At 73.8% G+C, this 17,819-nt stretch carries 11 protein-coding genes and 1 pseudogene; 7 read left to right on the top strand and 5 right to left on the bottom strand.

The annotated features are described in order from the left end of the window. Positions 1 to 76 precede the first annotated feature (76 nt). Genes OG618_RS14240 through OG618_RS14230 form a run of 3 tightly spaced genes read right to left on the bottom strand, consistent with a single transcriptional unit; the run spans position 77 to position 4,237 of the window. Positions 77 to 2,164: an ABC transporter ATP-binding protein gene (locus tag OG618_RS14240; RefSeq protein WP_329487779.1), complete on the bottom strand. Its 2,088-nt coding sequence runs from the start codon at positions 2,162 to 2,164 to the stop codon at positions 77 to 79. Beyond that, complete coding sequence (locus OG618_RS14235) at positions 2,161 to 3,240, bottom strand: ABC transporter permease (protein WP_329487778.1); 1,080 nt, start codon at positions 3,238 to 3,240, stop codon at positions 2,161 to 2,163. Before OG618_RS14235 ends, OG618_RS14240 begins: the two co-directional genes overlap by 4 nt. A gap of 16 nt (positions 3,241 to 3,256) precedes the next feature. After that, positions 3,257 to 4,237, bottom strand: a complete 981-nt coding sequence (locus OG618_RS14230; protein ID WP_329487777.1) for an ABC transporter permease — start codon at positions 4,235 to 4,237, stop codon at positions 3,257 to 3,259. Positions 4,238 to 4,555: 318 nt separating this feature from the next. Here OG618_RS14230 and OG618_RS14225 point away from each other — a divergent pair, with 318 nt between their 5' ends. Continuing rightward, complete coding sequence (locus tag OG618_RS14225; RefSeq protein WP_329487776.1) at positions 4,556 to 6,262, top strand: ABC transporter family substrate-binding protein; 1,707 nt, start codon at positions 4,556 to 4,558, stop codon at positions 6,260 to 6,262. A 557-nt stretch (positions 6,263 to 6,819) separates the two neighbouring features. Continuing rightward, positions 6,820 to 8,034, top strand: coding sequence for a low temperature requirement protein A (locus OG618_RS14220; RefSeq protein WP_329487775.1), 1,215 nt, complete (start codon positions 6,820 to 6,822; stop codon positions 8,032 to 8,034). Between the two features lie 251 nt (positions 8,035 to 8,285). Here the strand turns inward: OG618_RS14220 and OG618_RS14215 are convergent. Next, positions 8,286 to 9,161 (bottom strand): annotated as a pseudogene (locus OG618_RS14215) (LysR family transcriptional regulator); the annotation flags it as partial. A gap of 177 nt (positions 9,162 to 9,338) precedes the next feature. Here OG618_RS14215 and snpA (OG618_RS14210) point away from each other — a divergent pair. The 5 genes from snpA (OG618_RS14210) (at position 9,339) to OG618_RS14190 (ending at position 14,372) form a co-directional block, all read left to right on the top strand. After that, complete coding sequence (gene snpA / locus OG618_RS14210) at positions 9,339 to 9,986, top strand: snapalysin (protein ID WP_329487774.1); 648 nt, start codon at positions 9,339 to 9,341, stop codon at positions 9,984 to 9,986. Positions 9,987 to 10,176: 190 nt separating this feature from the next. After that, positions 10,177 to 10,803 carry a snapalysin gene (snpA, locus tag OG618_RS14205; protein ID WP_329487773.1) on the top strand — a complete coding sequence of 209 codons (627 nt, stop codon included), beginning with the start codon at positions 10,177 to 10,179 and terminating at the stop codon, positions 10,801 to 10,803. Between the two features lie 186 nt (positions 10,804 to 10,989). Continuing rightward, a complete protein-coding gene (locus OG618_RS14200) occupies positions 10,990 to 11,646 on the top strand; it encodes a pentapeptide repeat-containing protein (protein ID WP_329487772.1) in 657 nt (218 codons plus the stop codon). A 174-nt stretch (positions 11,647 to 11,820) separates the two neighbouring features. After that, positions 11,821 to 13,893 carry a phosphocholine-specific phospholipase C gene (locus OG618_RS14195; protein ID WP_329487771.1) on the top strand — a complete coding sequence of 691 codons (2,073 nt, stop codon included), beginning with the start codon at positions 11,821 to 11,823 and terminating at the stop codon, positions 13,891 to 13,893. Between the two features lie 200 nt (positions 13,894 to 14,093). Then, positions 14,094 to 14,372: a hypothetical protein gene (locus OG618_RS14190; RefSeq protein ID WP_329487770.1), complete on the top strand. Its 279-nt coding sequence runs from the start codon at positions 14,094 to 14,096 to the stop codon at positions 14,370 to 14,372. A gap of 93 nt (positions 14,373 to 14,465) precedes the next feature. Here OG618_RS14190 and OG618_RS14185 read toward each other — a convergent pair whose 3' ends face one another. Then, positions 14,466 to 17,813 carry a S41 family peptidase gene (locus OG618_RS14185; protein ID WP_329487769.1) on the bottom strand — a complete coding sequence of 1,116 codons (3,348 nt, stop codon included), beginning with the start codon at positions 17,811 to 17,813 and terminating at the stop codon, positions 14,466 to 14,468. Between the last annotated feature and the right edge of the window lie 6 nt (positions 17,814 to 17,819).

The raw sequence follows: 17,819 nt of genomic DNA, 5'->3' as shown, positions 1-17,819 counted from the left end.
TACACGGAGTCCGGCCGATCTGCCGAATCGAGACGATCCGGTCACGCTCGGTGACGGTCGGCGCCGCCGGGTGCCACTACTCCGGGTAGTGGCAGGCCGCCTGGTGGTCCAGGTCCGGCGCGGGGCCGGTCAGCGGCGGGGCCTCGGTGTCGCAGCGGGTGCGCGCCCCGGCTTCGAGCCCGGCGTAGACGGGGCAGCGGGTGCGGAACGGGCAGCCGGTGCGCCGCGCGGTCGGCGAGGGCGGGTCGCCGGCCAGCAGGATGCGGCTGCGGGCCCGCTCGGCGGCCGGGTCCGGCAGTGGCACGGCGGAGAGCAGCGCCCGGGTGTACGGGTGCCGGGGCCGCTCGAAGACGGCGGAGACCTCGCCCTGTTCGACGGTCCGCCCGAGGTACATCACGCTCACCCGGTCCGCGAGGTGCCGGATCACCGACAGGTCGTGCGAGACGAAGAGGTAGGACAGGCCCAGCTCGGCCTTGAGCGACTGGAGCAGGTTGAGCACCCCGGCCTGGATGGAGACGTCCAGCGCGGAGACCGGTTCGTCCAGCACCAGCAGCTTCGGCCGGACGGCCAGGGCCCGGGCGATCGAGATCCGCTGGCGCTGTCCGCCGGAGAACTGGTGCGGGTAGCGGACGGCGTGCGCCGGATCCAGGCCGACCTGCCGCAGCAGTCCGGGCACCCGGCGGCCGATCTCAGCACGGTCGGTGCCCTGGGCCCGCAGCGGTTCGGCGACGATGTCACCGATCGGCATCCGGGGGTCGAGGCTGGCCATCGGGTCCTGGAAGACGATCTGCAGGTGGGACCGCATCCGGTGGGCGGCCGAGCGGGAGAGCGCGGCGGTGTCCTGCCCGAGCAGCTCGATCCGGCCCGACTCCGGCTTCGCGAGCCGCAGCAGCTCGAACAGGGTGGTGGACTTCCCGGAGCCGGACTCGCCGACCAGGCCGAGCGTCTCGCCCTGCCGGATGTCCAGCTCGACCCCGTCCACGGCGTAGACCTCGCCGATCCGGCGCTTGAAGACGGTGCCCTTGAGCAGCGGGAACGTCTTGGTGAGGCCGCTGACGGAGAGCACCGCCGGGCGCTCCCCGCGCGGCCCGGACACGGCGGCCGCGGCCGGTGGCACCGGCGGTACGGGGTAGACCTCGGCGGGCGCGGGCCGGCGTTCGGCCAGTTCCCCGGCCCGCACGCAGGCGGCCAGGTGCGCCTCCTCGGCACTCCCGCCGGACGCCGCCGGTCCGCCCAGGTCCGGCTCCGTCGTCCGGCACCGCTCCTCGACCAGCGGGCAGCGCGCGGCGAACGGGCAGCCGGGCGGCAGTTCGGCCATCGGCGCGGGGGCGCCGGGGATCGGCACCAGCGGTCCGCCCCGGCCGTCCAGCCTCGGCACCGCGCCGATCAGGCCCAGCGTGTAGGGGTGGCGGGGCGCGGCGAAGAGTTCGTCCACGCCGGCCGTCTCGACCACCCGGCCCGCGTACATCACGGCGACCCGGTCGGCCATCCCGGCGATCACTCCGAGGTCGTGGCTGACCAGGACGAGCGCGGCGCCGGTCTCGCGCTGGGCGGTGCGCAGGACGTCGAGCACCTGGGCCTGGATGGTGACGTCCAGGGCGGTGGTGGGCTCGTCGGCGAGCAGGATGTCGGGGTCGTTGGCGATGGCCATGGCGATCATCGCGCGCTGGCGCATCCCGCCGGAGAACTCGTGCGGGAAGCTGTCCAGCGCGCGGTCCGGGGCCGGGATGCCGACCAGGTCGAGCAGTTCGGCGGCCCGTTCGCGGGCGGCCTGCTTGTCGAGGCGCTGGTGGATCCGGAGCGCCTCGACGATCTGGTCGCCGATCCGGTAGACGGGAGTGAAGGCGGAGAGCGGGTCCTGGAAGACCATGGCGACCCGGCTGCCGCGGATGGCGGCGAGCTCACGGCCGGGCAGGCCGACCAGCTCCCTGCCGTCCAGGGCCACCGAGCCCCGGACCCGGGCGGTGCCCGGCAGCAGTCCGAGCACGGCCAGGGCGGTCACGGACTTGCCGGAGCCGGACTCGCCGACGATGCCCAGGGTCTCGCCGCGGCGCAGGCTGAGGTCGACGCCGCGGACGGCGGGGACGGTGGCGCCGCGCGGTCCGGTGAAGTCGACCCGCAGGTCGCGGACGGCCAGCAGCGGGGTCTCGACGGTGGTGGTCACGTTCTTCCGCGCTTCCTACGAGGGGTACGGGCGACCTCGGTGGTCGGGTCGAGGGCGTCGCGCAGCCCGTCCCCGATCAGGTTGACGGCCAGGACGAAGAGCACCAGCAGCCCGGCGGCGAAGTAGAACAGCCAGGGGAACACCGGGGCGTCGCTGGTCCCGGCGGCGAGCAGGGTGCCGAGCGAGACGTCGGGGGCCTTCACGCCGAAGCCGAAGTAGGAGAGCGCGGTCTCGCTCATCACGGCGCCGCCGACCGCGATGGTGGCGTCGATGATGAGGAAGGAGGCGACGTTCGGCAGGACGTGCCGGGTGATGACGCGCAGCGGCCGCACCCCCATGAACTGTGCGGCGCGGACGAATTCGCGCTCGCGCAGCGAGATGGTCATCGAGCGGACCACCCGGGCGGTGATCATCCAGTTGAAGAGGGCGAGCAGCAGCACGAAGGCGAGCCAGCCGGTGCCCTTCAGCCGGGGCGAGATGATCGTGATGATCAGGAAGCTGGGGAAGACCAGCATCAGGTCGACCAGGAACATCAGCACCCGGTCGGTCCAGCCGCCGAAGTACCCGGCGCAGGCGCCGACCAGGGAGGCCAGCACGGTCGAGAAGAGCGCCACCAGCAGGCCGATCACCAGGGACTTCTGCAGTCCGCGGACGGTCTGCGCGAAGACGTCCTGGCCGACCCCGTTGGTGCCGAACCAGTGGCTGCCGGAGGGGGGTTGGCGCAGGGCGGTGTAGTCGGGGGTGGCGTAGTCCCAGGGGGTGAGGTACTGGCCGCCGAAGGCGAGCGCGAACAGCAGCAGGACGACGACGGTGCCGGCCACCGCCCAGCGGGCGGCGAGCAGCCGGGCCAGGACGAGCCGGCCGCGGCCGGCCGCCGCGGGGGTGCCGACGGGCGGGGCGGCGACGCCCGGTGCGGCCGCGACGGCGGGTAGGTCGAGCGCGCCTGGGGCGCCCGCGACGAGCGGCAGCACGGGTGCGGCCGGTGCGGCGGGTGCGGCGGGCGGAGCGGGTACGGCGGAACCGGTGGACCGGGCGGGCTCGGCGGGCTCGGCGGGTTCCGTGGTGACGGCGGTCATGGCGGCTCTCCTCCGGTCAGGACCGCACGCGCGGGTCGAGGGCGGCGTGCAGGGTGTCGGCGAGGAAGCCGGAGGCGAGCACCACCACCGCGGCGAACAGGTTCACGGCGACGACCGAGTTGACGTCCTGTTCGTTGATGGACTGGATGAACCACTCGCCCATCCCGTGCCAGCCGAAGATGGTCTCGGTGAAGGCGGCGCCGGTGAAGATGCCCAGGAAGCTGTAGGCGAACATCGTCGACATCGGGATCACCGCCGTCCGCAGCCCGTGCTTGACCAGGGCGCGGCCGCGGGTGAGGCCCTTGGCCTCGGCGGTGCGCAGGTAGTCGGAGCCGAGCACGTCGAGCATGGTGCCGCGCTGGTAGCGGCTGTAGGTGGCGAGGCCGCCGAGCGCCAGCGAGAGGGTGGGCAGCAGCAGGTGCAGCGCCCAGTCGCCGAGGTGGGCGCCGATCCCGCCGGCCAGCCCGGGGGTCTCGTAGCCGGTGAAGGGGATCACCTCGTGGCCGGCGACGTCCTTGGCGGCGATGGCGCCGTTCTTGAGGAAGAGCGCGACCAGGAAGACCGGGGTGGAGAGCATCACGAAGGAGAAGACGGTGAGCAGCCGGTCGGATATCCGGTACTGGCGCACCGCGCTCCAGGCCCCGGCGGCCACGCCCAGGGCCATCCCGAGCAGGCTGCCGATGAGCAGCAGGCGCAGTGAGACCCAGATCCGCCGGCCGAAGTCGTCCGCCACCGGGGTGTCGTGGATGGTGCGCCCGAGGTCCCCGTGGAGCAGGTCGCCGGCCCAGCGGCCGAAGCGCTCGACGACGGGGGTGCGGTCGTTCAGGTTGAGGTCGGTGAGCTGGCGCTCGACCGAGGCGGCGGCCGGTCGCGGCACCTTGGCCTCGAAGTAGGCGCGCGGCTGGAGGGCGGCGGCGGACAGCGCGTACGCCAGGAACACGGCGGCTATCAGCAGCACCGCGTAGTAGCTGAGCCGCTTCGCCAGGTAGCGGAGCATCAGCGGCCGCCCGGGGTGGGGGCGGGGCCGACGCGTGGGGTGGGCATCGGTGGGTGGCCTTCGGTCGGTGGCCCTGGTGGAGCCGTCGGGGAATGTCCAGGTCAGGAGTGTTGCACCGGCTCAAGGCCGGGGTGTTGCGGCAGTGTTGCCGTCCGTTTCGTTTGGATCAGGTGTGAACTCCGCCCCCTGGTACTCGTGCTGATCGGCTGTTACGTTCGCTCCGCCGGCACCGACTTGGCTGCCCACGCTCAAGCTTCGCCACACCTCGCGACGCTCAACCCTCACCAACCTGATGGATTTCACCCGGGGGGAACCCTCATGGACGCTTCCACCACGCCCGTACGCCGTGCCGGCCGGGCCGCCGTGCTCGCCCTGGCTGTCGCGCTGGCCGCCACCGCGTGCAGTTCGGGCGGCGGCGGGTCGGCCGACAAGGTGGCCAAGAGCGAGCCCCCGAGACAGGGCGCGATCGACGTCAACGCCAAGTCGCCGGACCAGCTGCGCGACGGCGGGGAGGTCCGGTTCCCGCTCTACCAGTGGATCACCCAGTGGAACCCGTTCCAGGTGGACGGCCGCTACGGGGACGCGGTCGAGATCATGCGGGCCCTGGAGCCGAACCTCTTCACCACGGACGAGACCGGCACCTTCAAGCCGGCCCCCGACTACCTGGTGGACGCCAAGGTCACCTCGACCTCGCCGCAGGTCGTCACCTACAAGCTGAACCCGAAGGCCAAGTGGTCGGACGGCAAGCCGCTCGGCTACCTGGACTTCAAGGCGGACTGGGAGGCCAGCGGGGGCAAGAAGGACGGCTACAACATCGCCGACTCCTCCGGCTACGAGCTGATCTCCGGGATCGAGCAGGGCGCCGACGCCTCCGAGGTCAAGGTGAGCTTCTCGGAGCCGTACGCGGACTGGCAGAACCTGTTCCGCCCGCTGATCCCGGCAGCCGGGATCAGCACGGCCGACGACTTCAACAAGGGCTGGGTCGAGAAGATCCCGATCACCGCCGGCGCGTTGAAGATCGGTACGGCGGACAAGACCGCGCAGACCATCACGCTGGTCCCGGACCCGGCCTGGTGGGGGAACAAGCCCAAGGTCGAGAAGATCACCTTCCGGGTGATGTCCCAGTCGGCGACCACCCAGGCGTTCCTGAACAACGAGATCGACTTCGCCACGGCGGGCACCGCCACCGCGTACGGGCAGCTCAAGGACGCCAAGGACGCGGTGATCCGGACCGCCAGCCCGTGGGACGAGGTGCACATCTCGTTCGGCGGCGGCGGCCCGCTGGCGGACCAGAAGGTGCGCCAGGCGCTCGGCAAGGCACTGGACCGCCCCTCGCTGATCAAGATCGCCAACAACGGCGTGCCGGTGGAGTTCAAGCCGCTGGGCAACCACATCTTCATGCCCAACCAGGCCGGCTACCAGGACAACTCGGGCGAGTGGGCCAAGTTCGACCTGGCCGCGGCCAAGAAGGCGCTGGACGAGGCGGGCTGGAAGGAGGCCGGCAGCGGGCAGCCGCGCACCAAGGACGGCCAGCCGCTGACCCTGCACTGGGTGCTCACCGACGCCGCTCCGCAGGCCCAGCTCGACCTGGCCACCGCGGCCCAGTCGATGTGGCTGGCGGCCGGTGTGAAGGTCGAGCTCGACAAGGTCCCGAGCAACGACTTCTTCACCAAGTACGTCAACCCGGGCAAGTTCTCCATCGCCAGCTGGCGCAACACCGACTCGTTCCCGCTCTCCAGCAGCCTCGGCAACTTCCGCCTGCCGCAGGGCGACAACGTCTTCGGCAACTACTCCAAGCTCGGCACGCCCGAGATCGACGGGCTGCTCAAGAAGGCGGCCGGCACCATCGACCCGGTGGAGGCCGCGAAGCTGTACAACCAGGCGGACGCCAAGATCTGGGAGCTCGGCCACACCGTCGAGCTGTACCAGCGGCCGACGGTCGTCGCGAGCCGCAAGGGCCTGGCGAACTACGGCGCGTTCGGCCTGGCCAGCGTCGACTACACCACGGTGGGCTGGGAGAAGTAGCGGCCGCCACCGCGGCGGTGGTGGCGCCGGCGGCACGGCTGGCGTCGACGGCACGGCGGGCGCTGGCGAGCAGCGCGGTGATCACGAGGCCGGTGGTGCGGACACGGGTGGAACGGCTCTGCCGCCCCCGCTGTCCTGCCACCGGTCTTGACCTTCCGCGATGCCCGCAGGCACCCGTGTCGTGGGGTCCGTCCGGACCCGCGCGCCTCCAACCGAGGAAAATCTAGCGGGGAGATCCGGGTGGCCGGGCCGTCCGGCGGGGGCGCGCCGGAAACCCGTCGCGCTGTCACCCGGTTCGCGCACCGCGTCGTCAACTCTCGCTGACGGCAAGGCAGAACGGACCTGGGCGCCCGGAGCGGCGCGGTGCGGGAGCGGCGTGCGGGCGTACCGGACGCGGGTCGACGTGGCGCGCCCGGGGGCCCGAGCGGTCTCCCGCGCGGGCGTGGGGGCGCTCAGGCCGGGCGCGGGGCGGCCGCGCCGGTGCGTGCGCCGGGCCCGGGCCGCTGCCAGGATGCGGCGGGTACAGCCCGTCCGCCCCGGAGCCCGGAGACCCGTCCATGACCAGCGATCCCGCCGCAGCACCCCGCCCGCACCACGTCGACCCGCGTCCGGTGCGCCGGATGGTCCCGCGCAGCCGGAACGAGCCGCACCGGGTCGCCACCCCGCTGGAGCTCTTCTTCGACCTCTGCTTCGTGGTCGCGGTCGGCCAGGCCGGTCGGGAGCTCGCCCACGACCTGGCCGCCGGCCACTACGGGGACGGCCTGCGCGGGTACGTCTTCGCCTTCTTCGCGATCTGGTGGGCCTGGATGAACTTCACCTGGTTCGCCTCCGCCTACGACTGCGACGACGTCCCCTACCGGGTCACCACGCTGGTCCAGATCGCCGGGGTGCTGATCCTCGCCGCCGGGGTGCCCCGGATGTTCGCCGAGCAGGACCTGGTGCTGTCGGTCGTCGGCTACGTGGTGATGCGGCTGGCGATGGTCACCCAGTGGCTGCGCGCGGCGGCCGGCGAGGAGGGGCAGGCCCGCGGGGTGGCACTGCGCTACGCGGCCGGCATCACGCTCTGTCAGCTCGCCTGGGTGGTGATGCTGCTGCTGCCGCACGACGCCCGGGCGTACGTGATCCCGATCGGCATCGTGGCCGAGCTGTCCGTGCCGGTGATCGCCGAACTGCGGCTCCGGACCAGCTGGCACCCGCACCACATCGCGGAGCGGTACGGCCTGTTCACCCTGATCGTGCTCGGCGAGACGGTGGCGGCGGCGACCGTGGCGGTGCAGTCGGCGGTGGACGAGCACGAGGGGCTGGCCCGGCTGCTGCCGGTGGCCGGCGGCGGTCTGCTGATCTGCTTCTCGGCCTGGTGGATCTACTTCGCCCGGCCGGTCCACGACCACCTGCGCACCAACCGGCAGGCCTTCTCCTGGGGCTACGGCCACTACCTGGTGTTCGGCTCGGCGGCGGCGATCGGCTCCGGCCTGGAGGTCGCGGTGGAGTCGGCGGTGCACAAGGCGCACGTCTCGGAGACGGTCGCCACCGCGACGGTGACCGTGCCCACCGCGATCTACCTGTTCACCGTCTGGCTGCTGCACTCGCGGCACACCAAGAGCGGGGCGGAGCAGGCCATGCTGCCCGCCGCCTCGGCGGCGGTGCTGGCGTGCACGGCGGCGGGCGGCTCCGGCGTCCTGGTGGCGGGCCTGGTGACCGCGGCCACGGTGGCAGTGGGCGTCGTGCTGCACGCGCGCAGCGACGCCCGGGCCGCCGCCGACGCGGCCTGAGGCTCCGGTCGGCCGGGGGCGGCCGCGGCCGGGTGCCCGGCGGGGTGTCCGCCGGGGTGGTGCTCGTGGGGCTGCCCGGGGGAGTGGCCGATGGAGGGCCCTGGGGAGTGGCCGACCAGCTGCTGGAGCGCCTGGCCGTGCCGGGACAGCCAGCCGAGGTAGGTCGGACTGACCCGGGCCAGGTCCAGGTAGGCGGCCCGCAGCTCCCCGTAGAGCGCGTCCAGGGCCGGCGGGCTGAGCGCCCGCGGCCGCCAGGTGAGCAGCAGCCGGACGGCCAGCGGGTCGCCGTGCACCGGCCGGACGACGGTGCCGGGCCCGGGGGCCGAGGTCGGCTGGCAGGGGCGGACGGCCTCGCCGGAGGCGACCAGCTCGGCGGCGGTCGCGTTGTCGCGCACCTGCACCACGCGGGGGTTGAGCCCGGCCTCGCTGAAGACCCGGCGCATCGCGGCGTACTCGTGGTCGGCCGTCGGGTCGACCATCCAGGTGTCCTCGGCGAGGTCGGCCAGGTGGACCACCGGCCGGGCGGCGGCCGGGTGGCCCGCGGCGAGCGCGACGAACTGCGGCTCCCGGGCCATCAGGACCCGGTGCTCGGTGTCCGCCGGGACCTTCAGCGGGAAGCCCTCGCTCTCGTGCACGAAGGCGACGTCCAACTGGTCGGCGGAGACCATCCGCAGCAGGGCGTTGGCGGAGATGTCGATGTGGATGGTGGTGTCGGTCTCCGGCAGCCGGTCGTGCACCCGGCGCAGCCAGGCCGCCACCGCCCTGCTGCCCACGCTGCCGATCCGCAGCCGCCGGGCGCGCTCGCCGTTGGCGGTCTCACGGGCCTCCTGGCGGGCGGCGGCGACCAGTGCGGCCATCTCGGCGATCACCGGCCGGGCCCGGGACAGCACCGAGTGGCCGAGCGCGGTGGGCCGGCTGCCGGTCTGCTCGCGGGTGAACAGCGTGCCGCCGACGGCCCGTTCGATGCGGTGCAGCTGCGTGGTGAGGGAGGGCTGGGTCATGCCGAGCTGGAGCGCAGCCTTGCGGAGGCTGCCGCTGTCGGCAATCGCGCACAGCACCCGGAGGTGTCTCACGTCGAGCTCCACGTCGGGAGCATAACGGTCAATTCGGTGTGACGCCAGGGACATGACAGGTCGTCCGTCCGAACGCCCCCGGCTCCGCGGGTGATTGCCCGGTGCTATCGCCGGTTGACATCATCCGCCGCGCGGCCGCGCTGACCCAAGCTCTGGGGACAGCAAGCATTCATCCGATGCCCGCGACCGGCCCCCACCGGCCGCGGCGCACCCCACCATCGGAGCCCCCACATGCACCGCATTCCGCGGACGTTCTCCGCTGCCCTGGGCCTGGCGCTCGCCGCCGGCCTCGCCGCCCTGCCCGGCACCGCGACCGCCGCCCCCGCGACCGGCGCGGCCCAGCACTACACCGCCGCCGCCTCCGCGCACCCGGGCACCGGGAAGGCCGACAACCAGGCGTTCTACGAGGCCGTGATGAAGTCCGCGCGGTCGAAGCAGGCGGCCACGCCGTACCTGAAGGCCGTCGTGGTGACCTACGACGCGAGCAACGCGCCGTCCTTCGCCTCCGAGATATCCCGGAGCGCCCAGATCTGGAACGGCTCGGTCGCCAACGTCCGCCTCCAGTCCGGCGCGAACGCCGACTTCTCGTACTACGAGGGCGACGACCCGAGCAACGGCTCGTACGCCAGCACCGACGGCCACGGGTCCGGCTACATCTTCCTCGACTACACCCAGAACCAGGAGTACGACTCCACCCGGGTCACGGCGCACGAGACCGGCCACGTGCTCGGCCTGCCGGACCACTACTCGGGCCCGTGCAGCGAGCTGATGTCCGGCGGCGGCCCGGGCCCCTCCTGCACCAACCCGTACCCGAACAGCACCGAGCGCAGCCGGGTCAACTCCCTGTGGCGCAACGGTCTGAGCGCCACCACGCGCTGACCGGTCCGCGGGCCCCCGCGCCCCGCCGGTCCCTCCCGCCCCACCTCGTCGGACCGCTCCACCGCCCCACGGTGGAGCGCTCCGCCCGCCCCACCGCTCCGCCCGCTCCACCGTTCATCAGTTCACCCGTTCACCCGTTCGCCGTGGCCCACCCCCAGCGGCCCCGGCACCCGCGAACAGGAGCCCCCACATGAACCGCATGTCCCGCACGCTCTCCGCGGCCGTCGGCCTGGTGCTCGCCGCCGGCCTGGCCGCCCTGCCCACCACCGCCGTCGCCGCGCCCGCCCCGGCGGTCCAGGGCTACACGGCCACCACCGCCTACGCCGGCTCGGCCGCCGAGGACGCGAACAACCAGGCGTTCTACGAGGCCGTGATGAAGTCCGCGCTGGCCAAGCAGGCGGCCACGCCGTACCTGAAGGCCGTCGTGGTGACCTACGACGCCAGCAGCGCGCCGACCTTCCGCAACCAGATATCGCAGAGCGCCCAGATCTGGAACGGCTCGGTCACCAACGTGCAGCTGCGCTCCGGGACCAACGCCGACTTCCGCTACTACGAGGGCAACGACTCGCGCGGGTCCTACGCCAGCACCAACGGGCACGGCCAGGGCTACATCTTCCTGGACTACGCCCAGAACCGTCAGTACAACTCCACCCGGGTCACGGCGCACGAGACCGGCCACGTGCTCGGCCTGCCGGACCACTACTCGGGCCCGTGCAGCGAGCTGATGTCCGGCGGCGGCCCGGGCACCTCCTGCACCAACCCCTACCCGAACAGCACCGAGCGCAGCCGGGTCAACTCGCTCTGGCTCCGCGGCTGACCCCTCGGCCGATCCCCGGTCGGACCGCGTGACCGCGTGACCGCGTGACCGCGTGACCGCGTGACCGCGTGACCGCGTGAACCGCCGACAGGGCCCGGCCGCTCCCCCCGAGCGGCCGGGCCCTGTCGGTGCCACGTGCGAGCATGCCGACGAGGACCAGTCCACCGACCGCGAGGTACCGCCGCCATGCCGCTCTCCGTCCCCGACCGCCTGGCCGACCTGCCGTACGCCCACCTGCTGCGCCCGCACTCCGGCCCGCTGCGCAGCGACGAGCGCTACGACACCGTCCACTTCGACGGTGGCGAGTACACCGACCAGTCCGCCGGCGGCGCCACCTTCCTGGAGTGCGCCTTCACCGGCGTCGCGCTGAGCGGGGTCAGGCTGCGCCGGGCCCGCTTCAACGAGGTCTGGGCCCAGGCCGGCCGCTGGGTGGCCTGCGACCTCAGCGACACCGAGTGGCAGGACAGCGCCGTCACCGGCGGGGTGCTGGCGGGGGTGGCCGCGCACGGTTCGGCGCTGCGCCGGACGGTCTTCCGCGGCTGCAAGCTGGAGGCGGTCAACCTGCGCGCCGCCGTCCTGCGCGACGTCGTCTTCGAGGACTGCCTGCTGCGCGACGTGGACTTCGGCGACGCCAAGCTGACCGAGGTCTCCTTCCCGGGCTCCACCCTGGAGGAGGTCCGGTTCCGCGGCGCCAAGCTGACCAAGGCGGACCTTCGCGGCGCCGTCCGGCTGGGCCTGCCCGACGGCCACCAGGGCCTGCAGGGCGCCGTCATCAGCTCTCCGCAGCTCCTCGAACTGGCACCGCTGTTCGCCCAGGCCCTGGGGATCACGGTGAAGGACTGACCCGGGGCGGTGAGCCCGCCGTTCAGACCGGCGTCGCCCGGTGACGACCGGGCGAACAGTCCGCCAACCCTGCCCCGGCCCTCTGGTGGGGCGGTCCGGGCGGAGGGAGGATGCTGCGCGATCGAGCCCCAACTTGTGTGCACAACATCGCCAGTGAAGGGACGGGCTGGGCTGATGGCCGAGCTGAGTCGTAGAAAGTTCGTCGCGTTGTCCGGAGCCGCCGCGGCAGGCCTGGCCGTGGCCGGGACCACCGGTGCGGGGGCGGCGCCGGGCGCGCCCGCACCGGCGCCGTCGGCGGCGCTGTCGCAGACCGGCACCATCGCGGACGCGAAGCACATCGTCATCCTGATGCAGGAGAACCGCAGCTTCGACCACTACTTCGGGATGCTGCGCGGCGTGCGCGGCTTCGCCGACCGCAGCGCGATCCAGATCGCCAACGGGTACAGCGTCTTCAACCAGCCCAACGGGCTCGGGCGGCAGTACCCGTGGCAGTTCAGCGCCACCAAGCCGGCCGGCGGCGCCGACCCCGAGCGCCTGGCCCAGTGCAACGGCGACCTGGCTCACGGCTGGTCCGACCAGCACCGGGCGTGGAACGGCGGCAAGATGGACTCCTGGGTCGCCGCCAAGGGCAACGTCCGCACGCTCGGGTTCCTCACCCGCCAGGACATCCCGTTCCACTACGCGCTCGCCGAGAACTGGACCATCTGCGACGCCTACTTCTGTTCCGTCCTCAGCGCCACCGGCCCCAACCGCACCTACCACTGGTCCGGTCAGATCGACCCGGACGGCGCGGCGGGCGGCCCGGCGAACGACGGCGGCGACGAGAAGGGCCTGCGCTGGCAGACCTACGCCGAGGCGCTGGAGGGCGCCGGCGTGAGCTGGAAGGTCTACCAGAACGCGGCCGACAACTACGGCGACAACGCCCTGGCCTACTTCACGGCGTTCAGCTCCGCCCCGGCCGGCAGCCCGCTCGCGGTCAAGGGCATGGGCTCCGTCCCCAAGGCGACCGGCCGGACCCCGGACGACATCGTCGCCGCGCTCAGGGCCGACGCGCTGAACGGCACGCTCCCGCAGGTCTCCTGGATCGTCCCCGACCAGGGCTCCTCCGAGCACCCCTACTCGACCCCCCAGGACGGCGCGCACTTCGTCCACAACGTGATCGACGCCCTGGCCGCCGCCCCGGACGTCTTCAACTCCACCGTCCTCTTCCTCAACTACGACGAGAACGACGGCTTCTTCGACCACGTCCCGCCGCCCGCCGCGCCGGCCGGCACCCCGGGCGAGTTCTACGGCGGGACCAACATCGGCCTCGGCTTCCGCGTCCCGATGATCGCCATCTCGCCCTGGACCCGCGGCGGCTGGGTCAACTCCGAGGTCTTCGACCACACCTCGGTGCTGCGCTTCCTGGAGAAGTGGACGGCCGCCATCGGCAAGCCGGCCACCTGCCCCAACATCACCGACTGGCGCCGCCGGGTCTGCGGCGACCTCACCAGCGCCTTCGACTTCGCCAACCCGGTCTACGGCCTGCCCGCCCTGCCCAACACCGACGCGGTGATCGGCATGTCGAGCTGCGGACCGCTGCCCAACCCGGCGCCGGTCGACAACAAGCTGCCCGTCCAGGAGCCCGGCACCCGTCCGGCCCGCGCCCTGCCGTACCAGCCGAACGCCAACCTGGACCGCCTGGAGTTCGGCTCCGCCGGGGCGATCAAGGTCTGGCTGAAGATGGCCAACGAGGGCGCGGTCGCCCAGAAGTCGGCGCACTTCGCGGCCTACGCCAACGCCTACCGCAGCGGCGGGCCCTGGCAGTACACCGTCGACCCGGGCGGCAACCAGAGCGACTTCTTCAACTGCGGCACCGGCTTCGGCGGCGGCCCGTACGACCTCTCGGTGGTCGGCCCCAACCGCTTCCTGCGCCGCTTCAGGGGCGATGCCACCAAGGCGGGCAAGAACGCGGCGGTCACCGCCTCGTACGCGGTCGAGCCGGGTACCGGGAAGCCGGCGCTCTACCTCAAGCTCGCCAACACCGGCACCACGGCGCTGACCTTCACCATCACCTCGAACAACTACCGCACGGACGGCCCCTGGACCTACCAGGTGCCGGCCGGCGGCAGCGTGAGCGACTTCTTCAACGTGGTCGCCTACACCAACGGCTGGTACGACTTCACCGTCACGGTGACCGCGGACAGCTCCTGGTCGCAGCGGTTCACCGGCCATCTGGAGACCGGTACGGCCAGCGTCAGCGGCTGATCCCCGGGCGCTGGATCCAGCCACCGGATCCAGCCGCCGCCGGGCCCCGGCCCCCGGGAGGACGACGGTCGGTGATCCCCCGGGGGCCGTCCGCGCGCGGGCTCCCGGGGGCCGGGGCCCGGGCGGCCCGCCAGCGGATGCGCCCGCCGGACACCGGTGTGAGAGTGGGGGCAGCCCGGAAGTCGTCCGGAGGAGGAGTCATGGGCATCTTCGACAGGTTCCGCCACAAGGCGCACGACGCCGCCGGGGAGGCCAGGTCCTCCTCACTCGGCGGGAGCCACGAACAGGACACCACCGCGATGACGGACCCCGCCCAGCGGGCCGCGCTCGCCCACGACGAGGCCGCCGACGCGTTCGGCGCCGAGACCGAACGGGCCCGCCGGGTCGGCGAGGCCCGGCAGACCCCCCGGGTCACCGAACGGGAGGCCGAGGAGCGGGCCCGCGAGGACATGACGGCCGAGGGTGATCCCTGGGACTGACGCCGACCGCTGATCGCCGACTGCCGACCGCTGATCGGCACGCCGTAGGGACGCGCCCGCCGGGCGCGTCCCTACGGCGTTCCCGGGCGCCGGTCAGTGCCCGCGCGGCGGCAGCGGCGGCCGCCGCAGGTTCGGCCGCGGGGTGTCGTCCGGTGGCGGGACGGCGGCCGGCGCGTCCTCCAGCAGGTCCAGCGCCAGCCGGACGGCCGTGACCAGCTCGGGGTGCTGCCCCCGGGCCCAGTCCTGCGGGGTGCGCAGCACGTGCACGTCCGGCTCCACGCCGTGGTTCTCCACCGACCAGCCGAGCCCGCCGGTGAACCAGGAGGCGTTCTTCGGCACCGAGATCTGCGTCCCGTCGCCGAGCGTGTGCCGCCCGGTCATGCCGACCACCCCGCCCCAGGTGCGGTTGCCGACCACCGGGCCGAGCCGCAGCAGCTTGATCGCGGCGATGATGACGTCGCCGTCCGAGCTGGTGGCCTCGTCGGCCAGGGCCACGATCGGTCCGCGCGGTGCGTTGCGCGGCCAGCGCACCGGCTGGCGCCCCCGGCTGAAGTCCCAGGCCAGCACCGGCCGGGTGAGCTTCTCCAGGACCAGCTCGGAGACGTTGCCGCCGGCGTTGCCGCGGACGTCCAGGACCAGCGCGGGCTTGTCCAGCTCCCGGCGGAGGTCCCGGTTGAACTGCGCCCAGCCCGAGCCGCCGAGGTCCGGGATGTGCAGGTAGCCGCACCGGCCGTCGCTGAACTCCCGGACCAGGGAGCGGCGCTTGGCCACCCAGTCCTGGTAGCGGATGGGCCGCTCGTCGGTCAGCGGGGTGACGGTGATCCGGCGGATCCCGGTGCCCCGGCCGTCCCGGCCCTCCCGGCCGCGCAGGGTCAGCTCGACGCTGGTGCCGCCGGTGCCGGCCAGCAGCGGGGCCGGACCGCGCACCCGGTCCACCGGGCGACCGGCCACCGCCAGCAGCTCGTCGCCGTCCCGGACGCCCTGGGAGGCCAGCGGGGCCCGGGCACGCGGGTCGGAGGACTCGCCGGGCAGGATGCGGTCGACCAGCCAGCGGCCGTCGGCGGAGTGGCGGGCGTTGGCGCCGAGCAGGCCGAGCGGCTGCTGGACCGGTGAGGGCCCCTCGCCGCGCCGGGACGGCGTGACGTACGCGTGCGAGGTGCCCAGCTCGCCGAGCAGCTCGCGGAGCAGGTCGGCGAAGTCGTCCGGCCCGGCGATCCGCTCCAGCAGCGGCTCGTACTGGGCGACCAGCGCGGGCCAGTCCAGCCCGGACATCCCGGCGTCCCAGAACTGGTCCCGGACGATCCGCGCCGCCTCGTGGTACGCCTGGCGCCACTCGGCGGCCGGACGCACGGTGTGGGTGATCCGCCGCAGGTCCACCGTGGTGCCGGCGGACGGCGCGGTGACCGGGACGATCCGCAGGGTGCCGGCCGAGTAGACCGCGACCGAGCCGCCGTCGCCCGAGACGGCGTAGCCGTCCAGCTTGTCGGCCAGCGTGCTGCGGGTGCCCCGGGCCAGGTCGAAGTACTCCAGCGAGGGGCGGCCGGAGGTGTCGTCCGGGTTGGTGAAGGTCTGCCCGAGGGTGCCGGAGATCGGCCAGCGCAGCCAGACCAGCCCGCCCCGCACGGCGTCGGTCGCCGAGTACTTGGAGGCGATCACCGGGAACGGCAGCAGCCGCTCGCCGATGCCCCGCGGGTCCACGTGCACGGTGCCGTCCCCGCCGCCGTCGCCGCGCGGGGCGCCGTCCTCGGCGGGGGCGGCGAACGGGGACGGGGTGTCGGCGGTGAGCGGGACGAGGTAGGGCCGGCAGCCGAGCGGGAAGGAGAGGTCGCCGGTGTGCACGTCGTGCACCGGGTCGAAGCCGCGCCAGGACAGGAAGGCCAGGTAGCGGCCGTCCCGGGTGAACACCGGCTGCTCGTCCTCGAAGCGGCCGTCGGTGATCTCGGTGATCGGCGCGGGCACGTCGGTGCGGGTCAGCCGGATCCGGCGCAGGGAGCGCCCCGCGACCGGCTGGGACCAGGCGATCCAGTGCGAGTCGGGGGAGAAGCGGGCACCGCCGACCGGCCCGTGCTCGGAGGCGGCCAGTTCGCGGACGGCGCCGTCCGCGGTGGCGACCAGCAGCAGCCGTCCGTCGGAGGCGGCGGCGGCCAGGTGGGTGCCGTCGGGGGAGGCGGTGAGCTCCAGGACGCGCCCGAGCCGGCCGGCGGCGAGCACCCGGTGCCGGTGCGTCCCCGTGCCGTCCGCCGCCGGGCCCGTGCCGTCCGCCGCCGGGCCCGTGCCGTCCGCCGCCGTGTGCGTGCCGTCCGCCGCCGGGCCCGTGCCGTCCGCCGCCGTCCCCGGATCGTCGCCCCCGTGCCCGGGGGCGTCGTGGCCGGGCAGCGGGACGATCTCGACCGCGTCCTCGCCCTGTGCGTCGGTGATCCAGCCCGCCTCACCGGTGTGCCCGAGCAGGACCGGCAGCCGGGTGCGCACGCCCGGGGTGTCGGCGAGCGCCCGGGCCGGGCCGTCCCGGTGGGTGAGCCAGTACTGGCTGCCCCGCACGGTGATCAGCCCGGCGCGGCCGGTGTGGTCGCAGGCCAGGTCCTTGACGTGGGAGGCGGCGCTCACCTGGTACGGCCGCCGGCCGGCCCGGGCGCCGCCCAGCGGCACCCGCAGCCGGTGCGGCGCGGGCGCGTCCAGGCCCTCCAGCACCCAGAGGTCGCCGGCGTGCTGGTAGACGATCCGGGTGCCGTCGGTGGCGGCCTCGCGGGCGTAGTAGGAGGCGTGGTCGGTGTGCCGGCGCAGGTCGGTGCCGTCGGGGCGGCAGGAGTAGAGGTTGCCGATGCCCTCGTGGTCGGAGAGGAAGGCGATCCGGTCGCCGACCGGCATGGGCGAGGCGAGGTGCCCCCGGTGACCGGCCAGGACCTGCTCGCCGTCCACCCAGAGCCGGCCGGTGGCGCCGCCCCGGTAGCGCTTCCAGGCGGCCGGCTCGTGCGGCGCCGAGCCGGTGAGCAGCACGGTGTGCGCCCGGCTCAGCTGGGCGTCGCCGACCGGCCCCCAGGGCATCCGGCGGCCGGGGGAGCCGTCCGGCGGCAGCGCGTGCGCCCAGGTGTAGTGGCCGAAGGGCTCGTGGTAGGAGGTGACGGCGAGGAGTTCGCCGTCCGGCAGCCAGCCGCGCAGCCGGGTGTCCTGGCTGCCCCAGTAGCTGAGCCGGACGGCCTCGCCGCCCTCGACCGGCGCGGTCCAGATCTCGGGGGTCGGGCTCTGCCAGGCGGTCCAGGCCAGGGTGCGGCCGTCGGGGGAGATCCGGGGGTGGCTGACCCTGGTCCGGTCGCAGCTGACCCGCCAGGCACGGCCGACGGTGCCGCCGGGGGAGAGCGGGGCGATCCAGACGTCGTCCTCGGCGGTGAACGCCAGCAGGCCCCCGCGCAGGTGCGGGTAGCGGAGGTAGCCGGGTGCCGTCATCTCTCC

Source organism: Kitasatospora sp. NBC_01246 (assembly GCF_036226505.1).
GTDB lineage: Bacteria > Actinomycetota > Actinomycetes > Streptomycetales > Streptomycetaceae > Kitasatospora.
Note: the sequence above shows the minus strand (reverse complement) of the source record. Positions and strands in the feature narration are given on the sequence as shown.

What these genes read in the sequence shown, in the direction of transcription:
- OG618_RS14235 (WP_329487778.1), bottom strand. Translation starts at nt 3,240, where the DNA reads ATGACCGCCGTCACCACGGAACCCGCCGAGCCCGCCGAGCCCGCCCGG.
- OG618_RS14230 (WP_329487777.1), bottom strand. Translation starts at nt 4,237, where the DNA reads ATGCTCCGCTACCTGGCGAAGCGGCTCAGCTACTACGCGGTGCTGCTG.
- OG618_RS14225 (WP_329487776.1), top strand. Translation starts at nt 4,556, where the DNA reads ATGGACGCTTCCACCACGCCCGTACGCCGTGCCGGCCGGGCCGCCGTG.
- OG618_RS14220 (WP_329487775.1), top strand. Translation starts at nt 6,820, where the DNA reads ATGACCAGCGATCCCGCCGCAGCACCCCGCCCGCACCACGTCGACCCG.
- snpA (WP_329487774.1), top strand. Translation starts at nt 9,339, where the DNA reads ATGCACCGCATTCCGCGGACGTTCTCCGCTGCCCTGGGCCTGGCGCTC.
- snpA (WP_329487773.1), top strand. Translation starts at nt 10,177, where the DNA reads ATGAACCGCATGTCCCGCACGCTCTCCGCGGCCGTCGGCCTGGTGCTC.
- OG618_RS14200 (WP_329487772.1), top strand. Translation starts at nt 10,990, where the DNA reads ATGCCGCTCTCCGTCCCCGACCGCCTGGCCGACCTGCCGTACGCCCAC.
- OG618_RS14195 (WP_329487771.1), top strand. Translation starts at nt 11,821, where the DNA reads ATGGCCGAGCTGAGTCGTAGAAAGTTCGTCGCGTTGTCCGGAGCCGCC.
- OG618_RS14190 (WP_329487770.1), top strand. Translation starts at nt 14,094, where the DNA reads ATGGGCATCTTCGACAGGTTCCGCCACAAGGCGCACGACGCCGCCGGG.
- OG618_RS14185 (WP_329487769.1), bottom strand. Translation starts at nt 17,813, where the DNA reads ATGACGGCACCCGGCTACCTCCGCTACCCGCACCTGCGCGGGGGCCTG.